Origin of the sequence: Pseudomonas sp. LAIL14HWK12:I7, from assembly GCF_000483465.1 — a bacterium.
Classification (GTDB): Bacteria; Pseudomonadota; Gammaproteobacteria; order Pseudomonadales; family Pseudomonadaceae; genus Aquipseudomonas; species Aquipseudomonas kermanshahensis.
The window spans coordinates 699,607-715,913 of sequence record NZ_KI519605.1 but is presented as its reverse complement, the minus strand read 5'-3'; the positions used below and the strand labels follow the sequence as shown (position 1 = coordinate 715,913).

The 16,307-nt window shown below is 62.9% G+C and carries 17 protein-coding genes; 2 read left to right on the top strand and 15 right to left on the bottom strand.

Translation table 11 applies throughout. The features are described from left to right. Window positions 1-3: 3 nt before the first annotated feature. The 8 genes from pabC to D886_RS0122630 all read right to left on the bottom strand — a co-directional run bounded on the left by pabC (window position 4) and on the right by D886_RS0122630 (window position 6,251). Entirely contained in the window at window positions 4-819 is an 816-nt protein-coding gene (gene pabC / locus D886_RS0122665; protein WP_027596082.1) for an aminodeoxychorismate lyase, read from the bottom strand. Continuing rightward, window positions 819-2,063: a beta-ketoacyl-ACP synthase II gene (fabF, locus tag D886_RS0122660; protein WP_027596081.1), complete on the bottom strand. Its 1,245-nt coding sequence runs from the start codon at window positions 2,061-2,063 to the stop codon at window positions 819-821. The genes pabC and fabF overlap by 1 nt, the downstream gene beginning before the upstream one ends. A 188-nt stretch (window positions 2,064-2,251) precedes the next feature. Continuing rightward, complete coding sequence (gene acpP / locus D886_RS0122655; protein WP_008096410.1) at window positions 2,252-2,488, bottom strand: acyl carrier protein; 237 nt, start codon at window positions 2,486-2,488, stop codon at window positions 2,252-2,254. 204 nt (window positions 2,489-2,692) lie between these two features. After that, on the bottom strand, window positions 2,693-3,433 hold the full coding sequence (fabG, locus tag D886_RS0122650; RefSeq protein ID WP_027596080.1) for a 3-oxoacyl-ACP reductase FabG: 741 nt from the start codon (window positions 3,431-3,433) through the stop codon (window positions 2,693-2,695). 15 nt (window positions 3,434-3,448) lie between these two features. After that, window positions 3,449-4,387 (bottom strand): ACP S-malonyltransferase, encoded by a 939-nt coding sequence (fabD, locus tag D886_RS0122645; protein WP_027596079.1) that lies wholly within the window; start codon window positions 4,385-4,387, stop codon window positions 3,449-3,451. 126 nt (window positions 4,388-4,513) lie between these two features. Then, window positions 4,514-5,524, bottom strand: coding sequence for a phosphate acyltransferase PlsX (plsX, locus tag D886_RS0122640; RefSeq protein WP_081717536.1), 1,011 nt, complete (start codon window positions 5,522-5,524; stop codon window positions 4,514-4,516). Window positions 5,525-5,527: 3 nt separating this feature from the next. After that, on the bottom strand, window positions 5,528-5,710 hold the full coding sequence (gene rpmF, locus D886_RS0122635; protein WP_003247154.1) for a 50S ribosomal protein L32: 183 nt from the start codon (window positions 5,708-5,710) through the stop codon (window positions 5,528-5,530). 13 nt (window positions 5,711-5,723) lie between these two features. Beyond that, window positions 5,724-6,251 carry a YceD family protein gene (locus D886_RS0122630; RefSeq protein WP_027596077.1) on the bottom strand — a complete coding sequence of 176 codons (528 nt, stop codon included), beginning with the start codon at window positions 6,249-6,251 and terminating at the stop codon, window positions 5,724-5,726. A 96-nt stretch (window positions 6,252-6,347) separates the two neighbouring features. Here D886_RS0122630 and D886_RS0122625 point away from each other — a divergent pair, with 96 nt between their 5' ends. Then, entirely contained in the window at window positions 6,348-6,926 is a 579-nt protein-coding gene (locus D886_RS0122625) for a nucleoside triphosphate pyrophosphatase (protein WP_027596076.1), read from the top strand. 85 nt (window positions 6,927-7,011) lie between these two features. On the opposite strand, the gene sppA is transcribed toward D886_RS0122625, so the two are convergent. From sppA to rluC, 3 genes are read right to left on the bottom strand one after another with little or no spacing between them, the layout of a single operon-like run. Beyond that, window positions 7,012-8,001, bottom strand: coding sequence for a signal peptide peptidase SppA (gene sppA, locus D886_RS0122620; RefSeq protein WP_027596075.1), 990 nt, complete (start codon window positions 7,999-8,001; stop codon window positions 7,012-7,014). Between the two features lie 23 nt (window positions 8,002-8,024). Next, the gene (locus D886_RS0122615; RefSeq protein ID WP_027596074.1) at window positions 8,025-8,684 is read right to left on the bottom strand and encodes an HAD family hydrolase; all 660 of its coding nucleotides are present in this window, start codon (window positions 8,682-8,684) and stop codon (window positions 8,025-8,027) included. Window positions 8,685-8,687: 3 nt separating this feature from the next. Beyond that, window positions 8,688-9,644 (bottom strand): 23S rRNA pseudouridine(955/2504/2580) synthase RluC, encoded by a 957-nt coding sequence (gene rluC, locus D886_RS0122610; RefSeq protein WP_027596073.1) that lies wholly within the window; start codon window positions 9,642-9,644, stop codon window positions 8,688-8,690. Between the two features lie 801 nt (window positions 9,645-10,445). On the opposite strand from rluC, the gene rne reads away from it, so the two are divergent. Then, window positions 10,446-13,655 carry a ribonuclease E gene (gene rne, locus D886_RS0122605; RefSeq protein ID WP_027596072.1) on the top strand — a complete coding sequence of 1,070 codons (3,210 nt, stop codon included), beginning with the start codon at window positions 10,446-10,448 and terminating at the stop codon, window positions 13,653-13,655. Window positions 13,656-13,845: 190 nt separating this feature from the next. Here rne and murB read toward each other — a convergent pair whose 3' ends face one another. The 4 genes from murB to D886_RS0122585 are packed head-to-tail and all read right to left on the bottom strand — an operon-like array spanning window position 13,846 to window position 16,272. Then, a complete protein-coding gene (murB, locus tag D886_RS0122600) occupies window positions 13,846-14,865 on the bottom strand; it encodes a UDP-N-acetylmuramate dehydrogenase (RefSeq protein WP_027596071.1) in 1,020 nt (339 codons plus the stop codon). Then, a complete protein-coding gene (locus tag D886_RS0122595) occupies window positions 14,862-15,326 on the bottom strand; it encodes a low molecular weight protein-tyrosine-phosphatase (RefSeq protein ID WP_027596070.1) in 465 nt (154 codons plus the stop codon). Before D886_RS0122595 ends, murB begins: the two co-directional genes overlap by 4 nt. Then, window positions 15,326-16,090, bottom strand: coding sequence for a 3-deoxy-manno-octulosonate cytidylyltransferase (gene kdsB / locus D886_RS0122590; protein ID WP_027596069.1), 765 nt, complete (start codon window positions 16,088-16,090; stop codon window positions 15,326-15,328). The genes D886_RS0122595 and kdsB overlap by 1 nt, the downstream gene beginning before the upstream one ends. Further along, on the bottom strand, window positions 16,087-16,272 hold the full coding sequence (locus tag D886_RS0122585) for a Trm112 family protein (RefSeq protein WP_003247142.1): 186 nt from the start codon (window positions 16,270-16,272) through the stop codon (window positions 16,087-16,089). Before D886_RS0122585 ends, kdsB begins: the two co-directional genes overlap by 4 nt. Window positions 16,273-16,307 lie beyond the last annotated feature (35 nt).

Genomic DNA, 16,307 nt, shown 5'->3' with positions numbered 1-16,307 from the left:
AATTCAGGTATCCAGTAACGTACGGGCAACGGCCTGCAGTTTACGGGTGAGTGGGCCTGGCGACCAGTTCAGCGCGGCAATTCCCCGTACGGGCCAGATCCCATAGACACTGTTGCAAACGAATACTTCATCCGCCTGCTGCAGTTCATCGAATGCCAGGTCACGAACCTGGACGGGAATGGCCAGCGCTTGGGCCTGCTGCAACAACGCGGCACGCATCACCCCAGCCACGCCGCATCGGCTGAGGTCTGCGGTCAGTAGCACGCCGTCACGCACCAGGAAAAGATTGCTATACCCCCCTTCGACCCCCCTGCCCTGCCTATCTCGCATGAGGCCTTCGGCATGCTCGCTGTCCTGCCATTCGGCACGCGCCAGCACCTGCTCCAGGCGATTGAGGTGTTTGAGCCCGGCCAGCAGCGGTTGTTCCCCAAGCCGGGTCTGGCACGGGAACAAACGCACGCCACGCTCGGCATGCTCGACAGGATAGCTGGGCAGTGGGCTGCCCTGAAGGATGCGCCGTGGCGCGGCACCGGCAACCGGGGCATAGCCGCGCTGGCTGTCGCCACGGGTCAGGATGAGTTTGGCGACGCCATCACCGAGCTGGCTGGCGTAACGCAGGAGCTCGTCTTCAACCAACGCCAGGTCGACGTCGATTGCAAGGCGCTGGCAACCCAGGGCCAAGCGTGCGAGGTGGCCCGCCAGCAAACTGGGCCGGCCACCGCGCACGGCGATGGTCTCGAACAGACCATCGCCGTATGCCAGGCCGCGGTTTTGCAGGTTGACTGCATCCGCCGGCTGGCCGTCGACCCAGCTGTGCATCAACCGGCGAACCGGCGGAACACCAGCGAGCCGTTGGTGCCACCAAAGCCGAACGAGTTGGACAGCACCACATCGATCGGCATGCTGCGCGCCTGGTGCGGCACGAAGTCCAGGTCACACCCTTCGTCCGGCTCGTCCAGGTTGATGGTCGGCGGCGCCATCTGGCTGTTGATCGCCAGCACGCTGAAGATCGCCTCCACCGCGCCAGCAGCACCCAGCAGGTGGCCAGTCATCGACTTGGTCGAGCTGACCGCGAGCTTGTAGGCATGCTCACCGAACACACGCTTGATCGCCGCCACTTCGGCGATATCGCCGGCCGGGGTCGAAGTGCCGTGGGCGTTGATGTAGCTGACCTCTTCAGGCTGGATACCCGCATCGCGCAGGGCATTGGCCATGCAACGGGCAGCGCCTTCGCCGGTATCGGGTGGCGAGGTCATGTGGTAAGCGTCGCCGCTCATGCCGAAACCGACCAGCTCAGCATAAATGGTCGCGCCACGGGCCTTGGCGTGCTCGAGTTCTTCCAGCACCAGGGCACCGGCACCGTCAGACAGCACGAAGCCATCACGGCCTTTGTCCCAAGGACGGCTGGCACGGCTTGGCTCATCGTTGCGGGTCGACAGCGCACGCGAAGCACCGAAGCCGCCCATGCCCAAGCCGCAGGCGGCCATTTCGGCACCACCGGCGATCATCACGTCGGCTTCGCCATAGGCGATGTTGCGCGCGGCCATGCCGATGCAGTGGGTGCCCGTGGTGCAGGCAGTGGCAATGGCGTAGTTCGGGCCCTGCAACCCCAGGTGGATCGACAGGAAACCGGAGATCATGTTGATGATCGAACCCGGCACGAAGAACGGCGAAATACGCCGCGGGCCCTGCTCGTGCAGGGTCCGGCTGGTTTCTTCGATGTTGGTCAGGCCACCAATACCCGAACCCATGGCCACGCCAATGCGTTCACGGTTGCTGTCGTTGACCTCCAGGCCCGCATTACGCACGGCCTGGAACCCGGCCGCCAGGCCGTACTGGATGAACAGGTCAAGTTTGCGGGCCTCTTTGGCCGACAGGTACTGTTCGACCTCAAAGCCTTTCACCGAGCCGCCGAAACGGGTGGAGTAGGCAGACAGATCCGTATGTTCGATCGGACCGATGCCACTGCGGCCAGCCAGAATGCCCTGCCAGGTGCTCGGTACATCGGTACCCAGTGGCGACAGCATACCCATACCGGTGACCACGACGCGTCTACGCGACACAGTACTCTCCTTTTCTAATAACAGAGTCTCTTGGCATTGCATTCATGCGATGGAATGGAATGACAACAGGCTCTCGGTGCGCGGTGAACGATACCCTTGAGCTGAAGGCAGGGGGCTCGCAAAGAAAAAACCGCACGCCAGCAAAGGCAGTGCGGTTTTTCCCGACAAGAAGCGTCGACTACTGCGTCTTAGGCCTTGTGGCTGTTGACGTAGTCGATAGCGGCTTGAACGGTAGTGATCTTCTCGGCTTCTTCGTCAGGAATCTCGGTCTCGAATTCCTCTTCCAGAGCCATCACCAGCTCAACGGTGTCAAGCGAATCGGCACCCAGGTCATCGACGAAGGACTTCTCGTTGGTCACTTCCTCTTCCTTGACGCCCAGTTGCTCGGCGACGATTTTCTTGACGCGTTCTTCGATGGTGCTCATACCTAGTTTTCACTCCTAATGGACATATGTCAGGCAGCTGGCCGGTGACCAATTTTATAGAAAGACGTTCGCTTTTCAAGCTAAACGCACCTTCGGATTAGTCACCGCACCCGCTGCCTGGAATCTGGTTGCAGCTTTATAACGGATTTTAGGCTCGCAGTATGACTCTTTTTTTACGAAATCCGTCACATTGAGTTGCAGTTGTTACATGTACATCCCGCCGTTGACCGGCACCGTAGCGCCGGTCACATAGGCTGCGCCGTCGGAGGCCAGGAAGGAAACCACCTTGGCGATTTCCTCAGCCTGGCCCAGGCGGCCCAGCGGAATCTGGGTCTGCAGGGCTTCGCGCTGCGCTTCTGGCAGCTCGCGAGTCATGTCGGTGTCGATGAAGCCCGGGGTCACCGAGTTGACGGTGATACCACGCGAGCCCACTTCACGCGCCAGGGCGCGGCTGAAGCCTTCGAGGCCGGCCTTGGCCGCCGCGTAGTTGGCCTGGCCGGCGTTGCCCATGGCACCGACAACCGAGCCGATGCTGATGATACGACCCCAACGCGCCTTGGTCATGCCGCGCAGCACGCCCTTGGACAGACGGTAGAGGCTGTTCAGGTTGGTGTCGATCACATCGAACCACTCGTCGTCCTTCATGCGCAGCATGAGGTTGTCGCGGGTGATGCCGGCGTTGTTGACCAGGATGGTCGGCGCACCGAACTGTGCGCTGATGGCACCCAGCACCGCTTCCACGGACTCGGCGCTGGTCACATTCAGCTCCATGCCGGTGCCGGCGATGCCGTGCTCTTTGAGGGTGGCGGCAATGCGCTCGGCGCCGGAAGCCGACGTGGCGGTGCCGATCACGGTCGCGCCCTGGCGGCCCAGTTCGAGGGCAATGGCCTGGCCGATGCCACGGCTAGCGCCGGTGACCAGTGCAACTTTACCTTGCAGGCTCATGCAAGCTTCTCCAATTCAGGCCAGCGCCGCACGGGTGGCGGCGACGGCGTCAGGGGTATTGAGGTTGTAGGTGGTGACACCGTCGGCGCAACGCTTGTTGAGGCCGGCGAGGACTTTGCCCGGGCCGCACTCGACCAGGTTGACCGCGCCATTGGCGGCTAGGGTCTGCACGCACTCGACCCAGCGCACGGGCTGGTAAAGCTGTGCCAGCAGGTCATGCTTGAGCGCATCGAGGTCGGCGGCGATAGCGGCGGTGACGTTCTGCACCACCGGGATCTGCGGGGCCTTCCATTCGATGGCGTTGACCGATTCGGCAAAACGCTCGGCAGCCGGCTTCATCAAGGCGCAGTGCGACGGCACGCTGACCGCCAACGGCAGGGCGCGCTTGGCACCGGCCTCTTTGCACAGCGCCATGGCACGGTCCACGGCAGCCGTGTTGCCCGCGATCACGACCTGACCTGGCGAGTTGAAGTTCACCGCGCTGACCACTTCATCTTCGGCGGCCTTGGCACAGATATCGACCACTACGGCATCGTCCAGGCCGAGAATCGCGGCCATGGCGCCGTGACCGGCAGGCACGGCCTCCTGCATCAGTTCGCCACGGCGCTTGACCAGCTTCACTGCATCTTTGAGCGACAGGCTGCCAGCGGCAACCAAGGCGCTGTATTCACCCAAGCTGTGGCCGGAAACGAACGCCGGCTGCGCGCCGCCCTCTTCCAACCACAGGCGCCACAGGGCGATCGAGGCAGTGAGGATGGCCGGCTGGGTCTTGTCGGTTTGGTTGAGTTGTTCTTCCGGGCCTTCCTGGACCAGCTTCCACAGGTCATAGCCCAGAGCCTCGGAGGCCTCCTTGAAGGTCTCAACGATCACCGGCTTTTCGGCGCCCAATTCTTTGAGCATGCCGAGCGACTGGGAACCTTGACCGGGAAAGACGAATGCGAGGGATGCAGACATTGAACAAGCCCTTATGATCTTGTCGTCGGATAGGGTGCGCCGGGCATCAGCCTGACGCGGAATCTGAAAACTTGGATGGAGACGCGGACCAAGCGGTCACATTTAAGCACTTCATCGGCGAATTGCCTAAGGCAACAGGTCTTCAAGGCGGCCATGCAGCCGCTGCGGCAAGTTTTCCTGAATCTCGATCAGCGCCCGCTGAATCGCACTCTGAAAGCCCTGCACCCCTGCCGAACCGTGACTCTTGATGACGATCCCCTGCAAACCCAGGAAACTCGCACCGTTGTGCCGCGCCGGCGCCAGGTCGGCCTGCAGGCGCTTGAGCAGTGGCATGGCCAGCGCGCCGGCAGCGCGCGACAACACGCCACCCTTGAACAGCGTCTCGATGCGCGCAGCGATCATCGTCGCCAGGCCCTCGCTGGATTTGAGCAGGATGTTGCCGACAAAACCGTCACACACCACCACGTCAGCCTCGCCGCGGTACAGGCCATCGCCTTCGACGAAGCCCACATAGTTAAGCCCACGGGCGTTCTGCAGCAAGGTGGCCGCCAGCTTGACCTGCTGGTTGCCCTTGATGTCCTCGGTGCCGATATTCAACAGCGCCACGCGCGGCCGATGCACACCCAGCGCCTGGGCGGCCACCGAGCCCATCACGGCGAACTGGAAGAGGTTCTCGGCACTGCAATCGACATTGGCACCCAGGTCGAGCAACTGGCAGTACCCCGCCTGGGTCGGGATCGCCGCCACCATGGCCGGCCGATCGATACCCGGCAGGGTTTTGAGCACGAAACGCGACAACGCCATCAGCGCCCCGGTGTTGCCGGCACTCACGCAGGCCTGGGCCTTGCCGTCACGCACCAGTTCGAGCGCAATGCGCATCGACGAATCCGGTTTGCCACGCAACGCCTGGGATGGCCGCTCGTCCATGCCAATCACCTCGCTGGCCGCGACAATCTGCAGGCGCGCGCGATCCGCCGCCGCAAGGCCGCTGACAAGATCTTCAAGGAGGGAGGGTTGACCGACGAGGGTCAGGTGCAGCGAGGGAGTAGCCGAAAGGCAGGCAATGCTAGCCTGGACAATGCTGCGGGGACCGAAGTCCCCGCCCATTGCGTCGATCGCGATGATCTGAGCGGACAAGGATTACTCGTCAGCGCCCTTGTCGACCACTTTGCGACCACGGTATACGCCTTCTGGCGATACGTGGTGGCGCAGGTGAACTTCACCGGTGGTTTTCTCTACCGACAGCGCGTTTTCCGACAGAGCGTCGTGCGAACGGCGCATGTCACGGGCAGAGCGGGATTTTTTGTTCTGCTGAACAGCCATAATTGATTAACTCCTAAACGTTTGGGTCACGCTTTAACTGCGCCAAAACACTGAACGGGTTGGACCGCGATACCTCGTCCTTGCTCGAATCGGGCTCGTCTGCGCCCGCCGGCTGCTGGCATTCTTCCGGATGATGAGCAGGCACGATTGGCAAGGCGAGCAGAAGCTCCTCCTCGACCAGCGCCTGCAGATCCAATGGATCTTCGCCCAGTTCCAGCACGTCATAGCCTTTCGGCAACGACTGGGTATTCGCACCCTCCTTCACCACGGCGTAAGTACATTCGCTGTGGATCGGCAGGGTGACCAGCTCAAGACAACGCTGGCAAACCATCTTGACCTCGACGTCGAGCTCGCTGTGGATAACCACCACGTGCTGTTCATCTCGTTCAAAATTTAACTTCGCCTGCACCGTACCGACATTGTCGGAAAGCGGGTCGCAGAGTCTTTCCAAATCAGCGAGTTGCAGCGAACCGTTAAGGGTTACGCCACGATCGGCTAATTTGCGCGGGTCAACGTGAGGTGGAATCGGGTCATTCAACATAGGCGCAGCATTCTAGGGATGCCCCCCGCACCTGTCAAAGGAAATTAGGCGGCATGTTGCATGTTAGAATTTGGTTCAACTGACCAGGAGTCTACCATGCTTCCCTTATTACTGGCTTCCAGCTCCCCTTATCGACGCGAACTGCTCGCCCGCCTGCGCCTGCCATTCACCTGCGCAAGCCCCGATATAGACGAGCAGCGGCTGGGTGACGAGCCTGCCGTGGAGCTGGTACGGCGCCTGGCCAGGCAAAAGGCTGAAGCATTGGCGGGCAGCCACCCTGGGCACCTGATCATCGGCTCTGATCAGGTCGCCGTGCTGGGTGAACAGATCCTGGGCAAGCCACACACCTTCGCCCGCGCCTGCGAGCAGCTGCTGGAGGCGAGCGGGCAGCAAGTGACCTTCCTGACCGGGCTGGCACTGCTGAACAGCGCCACGGGGCACTGCCAGGTCGATTGCGTGCCCTTTACCGTCACCATGCGTGAATTGGACCGCAATCGGGTCGAGCGCTATGTAACGGCAGAGCAGCCACTGGATTGCGCTGGGAGCTTCAAGGCGGAGGGACTGGGGGTGAGCCTGTTCCAAAGCACGCACGGGTGCGATGCGACCAGCCTGGTGGGGCTGCCGCTGATTCGGCTGGTGGATATGCTGATGAAGGAAGGGGTGGAGATACCTTAGGCTCAACACTTTTGGTGCCTGTGAGATCGAGCGCCGCGCGGGCGGCGCTCGATCTCACAGGCACCAAAACTGCGACGGCGAACCTTCAGCGCAACGACGGCCCCTGGAACCCCATGTACATCGCCAGATGCTCCGCCACGCTGGCGCCCAGCCGCTTCGAGAAGCGATCAAACGGCGATTCCTCGACCGTGAAATCCACCAACTCCTTTTCGCCGACAATCTCCCGCGCGACATAGCTGGCACTGCCCAGGCCATCCACCAGCCCCAGCGCCTTGGCCTGCTCGCCGGTCCAGATCAGGCCACTGAACAGCTCCGGGTGCTCTTTGTCTTTCAGGCGGTCACCCCGCCCCTGCTTGACCATGGCGATGAACTGCTGGTGCGTGGTGTTCAGCACACCCTGCCAGAACGCCCGCTCTTCCGGCTTTTCTGGCGAGAACGGGTCCAGGAAGGCCTTGTGCTCGCCTGCAGTGTACGTGCGTCGCTCGACCCCAAGCTTCTCCATCGACCCGACAAACCCGTAACCCGCTGCCGTCACCCCGATGGAGCCGACCAGGCTAGCCTTGTCGGCATAGATCTCGTCCGCCGCACTGGCAATGTAGTAAGCACCGGAAGCGCCCAGATCGGTAATTACCGCATACAGTTTGATGGCCGGGTACTCGGCACGCAGGCGACGAATCTCGTCATAGACATAACCCGCCTGCACCGGGCTGCCGCCTGGGCTATTGATGCGCAGCACCACCGCCTTGGTCTTGGCGTCCTTGAACGCCTCACGCAGGCTCTTGACGAGGTTATCGGCACTGGCAGCCTCCTGGTCGGCGATCACGCCTCGTACTTCGATCAGCGCTGTATGGCTGGCACTGCGCGAAGCCGCCTTGTCCATGTCCATCAGCGGCGTGAACAGCACCAGCATGCCGAACAGGTAAACGAAGGTCAGCAGCTTGAAGAAGATCCCCCAGCGCCGCGCGCGACGCTGCTCCTGGACGCCCGCCAGCAGGGTCTTCTCCAACAGCTTCCAACTCTTGCGCTCTTCGCGCTCCTCGGGTTCGGACTCAGGGGCTTTCCATTCGTCTGCCATGCTTACCTGCCTTGGGCGTGAAATTACGCGGAACGGCCCAGCCACTCACGCAACTGGGAAAAATGATCGATGCACAGCTGCGGGCCGAATTCGGCCAATGCCTGCAACGACATCGCGCCATACCCGACAGCCACCGAATGCATGCCAGCATTGCTGGCCATCTGCAGGTCGAACGCCGAATCGCCGACCATCAGCGCACGTCCTGGTTCGACACCACAATGGCCGAGAATTTCCTCGAGCATCAGCGGGTGCGGCTTGCCACGGGTCTCGTCGGCAGCACGGGTGATGTCGAAGAACTGCTCCCAGCCATTGGCCTTGAGCACCCGATCCAAGCCGCGACGCGCCTTGCCGGTCGCCACCGCCAGGCGGTAACCCTCGGCACGGAAGGCATCCAGCGATTCGACCACGCCCTCGAACAACGGCGAGGGCTGCTGATCGAGCGCCATGTAGATGTCGGCATAGTGCTGCCGGAAGCGCTCGAGCGCTGCCGGCGTCAGGTGCGGGTACAGGGTATGGATCGCCTCACCCAGGGCCAGGCCAATGATGCCCTTGACCGCCTCTTCGTGGCTTGGCGCCTCACCGGCACGCTCAGCGGCGGCATTCATGGCCTCGACGATGCGGCCAATGGAGTCGGCCAGGGTGCCATCCCAGTCGAAAATCAGCAGTTCATACGGCTTTTTCATAGATCAGGACGCACTCAAACGCTCAACCGTCTTAGCCCACACCTCATCCACCGGCGCCTCGAGCTTGAGCTCACCGCCATCAGGCAGCGGCACAGTCAGGGCGTAGGCATGCAGGAACAAGCGCTTGCCGCCCAGCTCGCGGATTTCGCGGCTGAAGTCTTCATCGCCGTACTTGCTGTCGCCTGCGATCATGTGCCCAGCATGCAAGGTGTGCACACGAATCTGGTGAGTACGACCGGTGATCGGGCGCGCCTCGACAATGGTTGCGAACTCGCCAAAACGGCGCAGCACGCGGAACAGGGTCAGCGCTTCCTTGCCCTCGTCATTGACCTCGACCATACGCTCGCCAGAACGCAGGTTGCTCTTGAGCAACGGTGCGTTGACCTGCTTCTTGGCGGTCGGCCAATGGCCGCGCACCAAGGCCATGTAGCGCTTGTCGACACCGTCGCCACGCAATGCGGCATGCAGGTGGCGCAGCATGCTGCGCTTCTTGGCGATCATCAGCAGGCCGGACGTGTCGCGGTCCAGGCGGTGCACCAGTTCAAGTTCCTTGGCGTCCGGGCGCAGTTGGCGCAGCGCCTCGATCACACCAAAGCTCAGGCCACTGCCGCCATGCACGGCAATACCGGCCGGCTTGTTCATCACGATCAGCGCTTTGTCTTCATAGACAATCGCCGCTTCCAGGCGCTGCAACAGGCCTTGCGCCACCGGCGCAGGCGCATCACGCTCGGGCAAGCGGACGGGCGGCACCCGCACGATATCGCCGGCCTGAATCTTGTACTCAGGCTTGACGCGCCCCTTGTTGACCCGCACTTCACCCTTGCGCAGGATGCGGTAGACAAGCGTCTTGGGCACGCCCTTGAGGGCCGTGATGAGGAAATTGTCGATGCGTTGGCCGGCAAGCTCCGGCGCGACTTCGATCAGCTGAACGCCGGAAGTCGGAGGGGTATTGGTCGTCATCAAGGGATCATAACAATTTTTTATGGAATTGAAGCACTTAATCATTGCTGCTATAGTCGCGAACGCCGCCAAAAGCGGCAGGCCAGCGGCACCAGGCTCTTCGCCGGTCCCTGACCTTCGCAATTCTCCAGGACGCGAGGCCGTCCTACGGGGTTTTCGCCAGTTTACCGAATTGCCTGGAATCGCCACCAGCGCTGTGTAGAGAAGACCGAAAAAAAACGACAAGTGCGGTGTTTCACCTGCTTACCCGATTCTTTTCGCTGCACCTCTGCCCGCCTCGTCGCTTCCACGCAACGCACGGCGAATGCTTCGGAAATACCTGCCTTGGACATGAATGGCGCCAGCGCGGAACCCGCGCTGGCGAAAAATGCAACCCGTTGCGGATTCAGCGCGCGGCAGCACCCGAATTATCAGGGATACGTGCAGGGTGGAGATGCACAGCCCTCGGACCGTGTAGCACCGCGTCCGGCCACCGGCCCACTGACATGGGCGGCGAGCGGATAAGGTCCTGAAACAGATGCCTCCGGGCGTCCACGGCTGAAGGTTGATTCCTCCTCCTGACTGAGTGCACTTGGCCCGCTGGGTTGATTCGGATACCTATTCGAAAGCCACAAGGGCCTGGTAGGCACCGCAGCAAACAGGACGCGTCGTCGTGACAACGGCAGGCTGGGCAACCGGCTGGTGCCGAACGTCGCTCGACACGGGGGTGGCCCCGCCACCCTTTGCGCACCTTGGCACCGACCATGAGACGTCGTGTGTGCCGAACGCCGTTTCCGGCAGCCCGGAAACCGACGGTACAACATGAAAAGAATGCTGATTAACGCAACTCAACCCGAAGAGTTGCGTGTAGCCCTGGTGGACGGCCAACGCCTCTACGACCTGGACATCGAGTCCGGCGCCCGTGAGCAGAAAAAGGCCAACATCTACAAAGGCAAGATCACCCGCATCGAACCTAGCCTCGAAGCCGCCTTCGTCGACTTCGGCTCCGAACGTCACGGCTTCCTGCCGCTGAAAGAAATCTCCCGCGAGTACTTCAAGAAGTCCCCCGAAGGCCGCGTCAACATCAAGGACGTCCTCAGCGAAGGCCAGGAAGTCATCGTCCAGGTCGAGAAGGAAGAGCGCGGCAACAAAGGCGCCGCCCTCACCACCTTCATCAGCCTGGCCGGCCGCTATCTGGTGCTGATGCCCAACAACCCACGCGCTGGCGGCATCTCCCGCCGCATCGAAGGCGAAGAGCGCAACGAGCTGCGCGAAGCCCTGAACGGCCTGACCGTGCCGGGCGACATGGGCCTGATCGTGCGCACTGCCGGCCTTGGCCGCAGCAGCGAAGAAATGCAATGGGACCTCGACTACCTGCTGCAGCTGTGGACCGCCATCAAGGAAGCCTCCCTTGACCGCGCCGCGCCATTCCTGATCTACCAGGAAAGCAACGTCATCATCCGCGCCATCCGCGACTACCTGCGCCAGGACATCGGCGAAGTGCTGATCGACAGCATGGACGCTCAGGAAGAAGCCCTGACCTTCATCCGCCAGGTGATGCCGCAGTACGCCAGCAAGGTCAAGCTGTACGAAGACAGCGTCCCGCTGTTCAACCGCTTCCAGATCGAAAGCCAGATCGAGACCGCCTTCCAGCGCGTCGTCGACCTGCCGTCCGGCGGTTCGATCGTGATCGACCCGACCGAGGCCCTGGTCTCCATCGACATCAACTCGGCGCGCGCCACCAAAGGCAGCGACATCGAGGAAACCGCCCTGCAGACCAACCTGGAAGCGGCCGAAGAAATCGCCCGCCAACTGCGTCTGCGTGATATCGGCGGCCTGATCGTCATCGACTTCATCGACATGACCCCGGCCAAGAACCAGCGCGCCGTCGAAGAGCGTGTGCGTGAGTGCCTTGAGGCCGACCGCGCCCGCGTTCAGGTTGGCCGCATCTCGCGCTTCGGCCTGCTGGAAATGTCCCGTCAGCGCCTGCGCCCATCGCTGGGCGAAAGCAGCGGCATCGTCTGCCCACGCTGCTCGGGTACCGGCATCATCCGTGACGTCGAGTCGCTGTCGCTGGCCATCCTGCGCCTGATCGAGGAAGAAGCGCTGAAGGACCGCACTGCCGAAGTGCGCGCCCAGGTGCCGATCCCGGTCGCTGCTTTCCTGCTGAACGAGAAACGCAACTCGATCACCAAGATCGAACTGCGCACCCGTGCACGCATCATCATCCTGCCGAACGATCACCTGGAAACCCCGCACTTCGAAGTCCAGCGCCTGCGCGACGACAACCCGGAAGTGCTGAACAACCTGTCCAGCTACGAGATCGCTGCCACCGAAACCGAAGAAGCGCCGCAGCCGACCGCCACCCGCACCTTGGTTCGCCAGGAAGCCGCGGTGAAGACTGCCCCGGCCCGCGCCAACGCGCCGGTGCCGAGCACTGTCGAAGAGCCGCAGCAGCCTGCCGCACCGGTAGCCCCAGCGCCAAGCGCCCCAGAGCCAAGCCTGTTCAAAGGCCTGGTCAAGTCGCTGGTCAGCCTGTTCGCCGGCAAGGACGAACCGGTCGCCGCACCGGCCGTCACTGCCGAAAAACCAGCCGCTGAACGCACCCCGCGCAACGAAGAGCGTCGCAACGGCCGCCAGCAGACCCGCAACCGTAACGGCCGCCGCGATGAAGAGCGCAAGCCACGCGAAGAGCGTGCCGAGCGCGCACCACGCGAAGAGCGTCAGCCTCGCGAAGAACGCGCACCACGTGAAGAACGTGCCCCGCGAGAAGAACGTGCACCGCGCGAAGAGCGCCAACCACGTCAGCCTCGCGAAGACCGTCGTGGCAACCGCGAAGAACGCCCGGTACGCGAACTGCGCGAGCCGCTGGAAGCCACGCCGGCGCCCGCTGCCCGTGAAGAGCGCCAGCCACGTGAAGAGCGTGTAGCCCGTGAAGAACGCGCCCCACGCGAAGAGCGTGCACCGCGTGAAGAACGTGCCCCTCGCGAAGAGCGCGCGCCACGTGAAGAACGTGCTCCGCGTGAAGAGCGTGCCCCGCGTGAAGAACGCGCACCTCGCGAAGAACGCGCACCACGTGAAGAGCGTGCCCCACGCCCACCGCGTGAAGAGCGCCAGCCACGTGCCAGCGAAGAAGCCACCGAGCAGGCTGCAGAGCTTGCCGAAGAGCAACTGCCGAACGAAGAGCTGCTGCAAGACGAGCAGGAAGGCGCCGATGGCGAGCGTCCGCGCCGCCGTTCCCGCGGCCAGCGTCGTCGCAGCAACCGTCGCGAGCGTCAGCGCAATGCCAACGGTGAGCTGATCGAAGGTAGCGAAGACGACGGCAGCGAAGAGCAGCCACAACAGCACCAGGCCAGCGAGCTGGGTGCCGAACTGGCTGCCGGCCTGGCTGTGACCGCGGCTGTTGCCAGCAGCAGCATCAGTGCCGATGCCGAAGCCCAAGCCAATCAGCAGGCCGAGCGCGCCACCGCTGAAGTCGCCGAAACCGACACCCGCGAAGTCGCCAAGCCCGCCGAGCAGGTCGAAGCCGTTGTGCAGGCCGAGGAAGTCACCATTGCTCCGGTGGTCGAACAACCTGTCAGCGAACCCGTAGTGGTGGAAGCGACTGCCGAACCTGTGGTTGAAGTTGCGCCACAGCCGGTCGTGGAAGAAGCCCCCGCGGCCGAACCTGCAGTGGTTGCCGAAGCCCCAGCGGAAGCTGCAGCGGTCGAAGCCGGTGAAATCGAAAAGTCCCCGGCCTTCATCGAACAAGCACCGGTCATCGAAGCACCTGCTCCGCTTGCCGAAGCCCAGCCTGAAGTGGTCGTTGAGCCTGCTCCAGTTGCGGTAGAGCCTGCACCGGTCGAAGCACCTGCGGCGGTCGAAACCGCCACTGTGATGCTGGCAAACGGCCGCGCGCCTAACGACCCACGCGAAGTGCGTCGCCGCAAGCGTGAAGCCGAGGCTGCTGCCAAAGCCGCGCAGGAAGCTGCTGCATCGACGCAGGAAACTGCCCTGGAAACCGCTGATGAGCACAAACCTCATCACGGCTGATAGCCAAGGCTGAATGAAAAAGCCCCGCCAGTGCGAACTGGCGGGGCTTTTTCTTGCTTGCCTCTATTCAGGCCTCAACCCGAAACAGGTAGGAGCAGCCTTGTGCTGCGAAGAGGCCAGTGTAAACACCAAAGATCTGCGGTGATTTCACCGGCCTCTTCGCAGCGCAAGGCTGCTCCTACAGCACGCCTCAGTACAGGTTAGGCTCCATTTCCAGCTCAACCCCGAATCGCTCGTGGATATCTGCCTGAATCCGCCGCGCCAGGTCATGCAGCTGCGCCCCGCTCGCCTGGCCATAATTGACCAGCACCAACGACTGCAACCGATGCACGCCGGCATCGCCATCGCGATAGCCCTTCCACCCCGCCTGTTCGATCAACCACCCTGCCGCCAGCTTCACCTGGCCATCGGCCTGGAGATAAGCCACGACACCCGGGAACTGCCCCCGTATACGCTCGACAAGCGCGGCAGACACCACTGGGTTCTTGAAAAAGCTCCCGGCATTGCCCAACTCGGCGGGGTCCGGCAACTTCTCGCGGCGAATGCTGCAGATGGCATCACTGATCGCCTGCGCACTCGGCTGCACTACGCCCTGCTCCACCAAACGCTGGCGCACAGGGCCATAGTCCAGGTGGGCTTGCAGCGTGTGGGTCAGCATGAAGCGCACGCGTAAGATCAGCCAGCGCCCAGGGTTACGCTTGAACAGGCTGTCGCGGTAGCCAAAGGCGCATTCTTCCAGCCCAAAGTCACGCAGCTCGCCGGTCTGGCGGTCCAGCGCAGTCAAGCCGGCGAACACGTTCTTGATCTCGACGCCATAGGCGCCCACGTTCTGCATGGGCGCAGCGCCCACCGTGCCCGGGATCAGGCTGAGGTTCTCCAGCCCGCAAAAACCTTGTGCCAGCGTCCACTGCACGAACGGGTGCCAGGGCTCGCCCGCCTCGGCTTCGACCACAACGTGCTCACCGTCATCGCTGAGCACGCGGCGGCCACGGCTGGCCATGTGCAGCACCAACGCGTCGACATCACCGGTCAGCAGCAGGTTGCTGCCACCGCCAATAACCAGCACCGGCACGCCTCGGCGGTGCGCTTCGGCCAGCGCATCACGCACCTCGTCGTCATCATGCACCTGGCTGAAATGCCGGGCCCTGACGTCAATGCCAAAGGTGTTGTAAGGCTTGAGCGAAACGTGCTCCTGCCACAGCGCTGTCATAACCGCCCCTTGATTTCCGCGACCAACGCTTTGCACGCTTCCTCAATCAGGTCCAGGACCTGCTCGAAACCCTCCGCGCCGCCGTAGTACGGGTCTGGCACTTCATCGAGTTTCGCGCCATAGCGGCGCAGGAACAGGTCGAGCTCGCCGGGCGAAGACTGCGGGCGCATGGCACGCAAATGGCTCAAGTTGCTTTCGTCCATGGCCAGGATCAGGTCGTACTCGGCAAAGTGGGCCACATTGACCTGCTGTGCGCGCTGCTGCGAAAGGTCGTAGCCCCGCGCCAGAGCGGCCTTGCAGGTGCGGCTGTCGGGCGCCTTGCCGACATGCCAGTCACCGGTACCGGCAGACGCCACGTGCACCTGCTCGGCAAGCCCCGCGGCCTGCAACTGATGGCGCAGCACGCCTTCGGCGGTAGGCGAGCGACAGATGTTGCCCAGGCAAACGAACAGGACGCGCATCAGGCCTCCAGCAAGCGCCGTACGCGCTCCAGGTCTTCAGGGGTATCGACACCCACCGCGGGCGCCTCGAGGGCGTCTTCGACATGAATGCGCACACCATGCCACAAGGCACGCAACTGCTCCAAGGCTTCGGTTTGCTCGAGCCAGCACGGGCCCCAACCGACGAAGTCCTGAAGGAAGCCCACGCGGTAGGCATACATGCCGATGTGGCGACGATAAGGCACGCCTTCCGGCAGTTGCTCGCGGTTGGCGGCGAAGGCATCACGCGCCCAGGGCAGCGGCGCACGGCTGAAGCTCAGGGCCAGGCCGTTCTTGTCGCAGACCACCTTGACCGCATTAGGGTTGAACACCACCTGTGGCTCGTGGATCGGCTCGGCCAAGGTGGCGATACCAGCTTCCGGGTGGGTCGCCAGGTTGGCCGCCACCTGGTCGATGATCACCGGCGGAATCAGCGGCTCGTCGCCCTGCACGTTGACCACGATGGCGTCGGCGGGCAGCCCGAGGTGCGCTGCCACTTCGGCCAGGCGGTCGGTACCGGATTCGTGGTCGGCGCGAGTCAGCAGCACTTCGGCGCCAAATGCCTGGCAGGCCTCGACGATGCTGGCGTCATCCGTGGCGATGACCACACGGCTGGCCGCGCTCTTGCGCGCCTGTTCCCACACGTGCTGGACCATCGGCTTACCGGCGATCAGCGCCAGCGGCTTGCCCGGCAGGCGCGAAGAGCGCAGGCGGGCGGGGATCACTACCGTGTAGTCCGGGCTCATTTGTCCAGGCGCTCATCGTCGGTCAAGGTACGCGCTTCGCTTTCCAGCATCACCGGGATGCCGTCGCGAATCGGGTAAGCCAGGCCCGCGCCCTTGCTGATCAGCTCGGTCTTGTCGGCGCTGAGCTTGAGCGGGCCCTTGGTGATCGGGCAGGCCAGGATATCGAGCAGTTTGGTGTCCATGGAAGCTTCCTTGAGGCCAGGTGGCCGGAAATTGA

Excerpts from the sequence above, each read along its gene's own strand:
- pabC (WP_027596082.1), bottom strand. The coding sequence starts at position 819 with ATGCACAGCTGGGTCGACGGCCAGCCGGCGGATGCAGTCAACCTGCAA.
- acpP (WP_008096410.1), bottom strand. The coding sequence starts at position 2,488 with ATGAGCACCATCGAAGAACGCGTCAAGAAAATCGTCGCCGAGCAACTG.
- fabG (WP_027596080.1), bottom strand. The coding sequence starts at position 3,433 with ATGAGCCTGCAAGGTAAAGTTGCACTGGTCACCGGCGCTAGCCGTGGC.
- fabD (WP_027596079.1), bottom strand. The coding sequence starts at position 4,387 with ATGTCTGCATCCCTCGCATTCGTCTTTCCCGGTCAAGGTTCCCAGTCG.
- rpmF (WP_003247154.1), bottom strand. The coding sequence starts at position 5,710 with ATGGCTGTTCAGCAGAACAAAAAATCCCGCTCTGCCCGTGACATGCGC.
- D886_RS0122630 (WP_027596077.1), bottom strand. The coding sequence starts at position 6,251 with ATGTTGAATGACCCGATTCCACCTCACGTTGACCCGCGCAAATTAGCC.
- D886_RS0122625 (WP_027596076.1), top strand. The coding sequence starts at position 6,348 with ATGCTTCCCTTATTACTGGCTTCCAGCTCCCCTTATCGACGCGAACTG.
- sppA (WP_027596075.1), bottom strand. The coding sequence starts at position 8,001 with ATGGCAGACGAATGGAAAGCCCCTGAGTCCGAACCCGAGGAGCGCGAA.
- D886_RS0122615 (WP_027596074.1), bottom strand. The coding sequence starts at position 8,684 with ATGAAAAAGCCGTATGAACTGCTGATTTTCGACTGGGATGGCACCCTG.
- rluC (WP_027596073.1), bottom strand. The coding sequence starts at position 9,644 with ATGACGACCAATACCCCTCCGACTTCCGGCGTTCAGCTGATCGAAGTC.
- rne (WP_027596072.1), top strand. The coding sequence starts at position 10,446 with ATGAAAAGAATGCTGATTAACGCAACTCAACCCGAAGAGTTGCGTGTA.
- murB (WP_027596071.1), bottom strand. The coding sequence starts at position 14,865 with ATGACAGCGCTGTGGCAGGAGCACGTTTCGCTCAAGCCTTACAACACC.
- D886_RS0122595 (WP_027596070.1), bottom strand. The coding sequence starts at position 15,326 with ATGCGCGTCCTGTTCGTTTGCCTGGGCAACATCTGTCGCTCGCCTACC.
- kdsB (WP_027596069.1), bottom strand. The coding sequence starts at position 16,090 with ATGAGCCCGGACTACACGGTAGTGATCCCCGCCCGCCTGCGCTCTTCG.
- D886_RS0122585 (WP_003247142.1), bottom strand. The coding sequence starts at position 16,272 with ATGGACACCAAACTGCTCGATATCCTGGCCTGCCCGATCACCAAGGGC.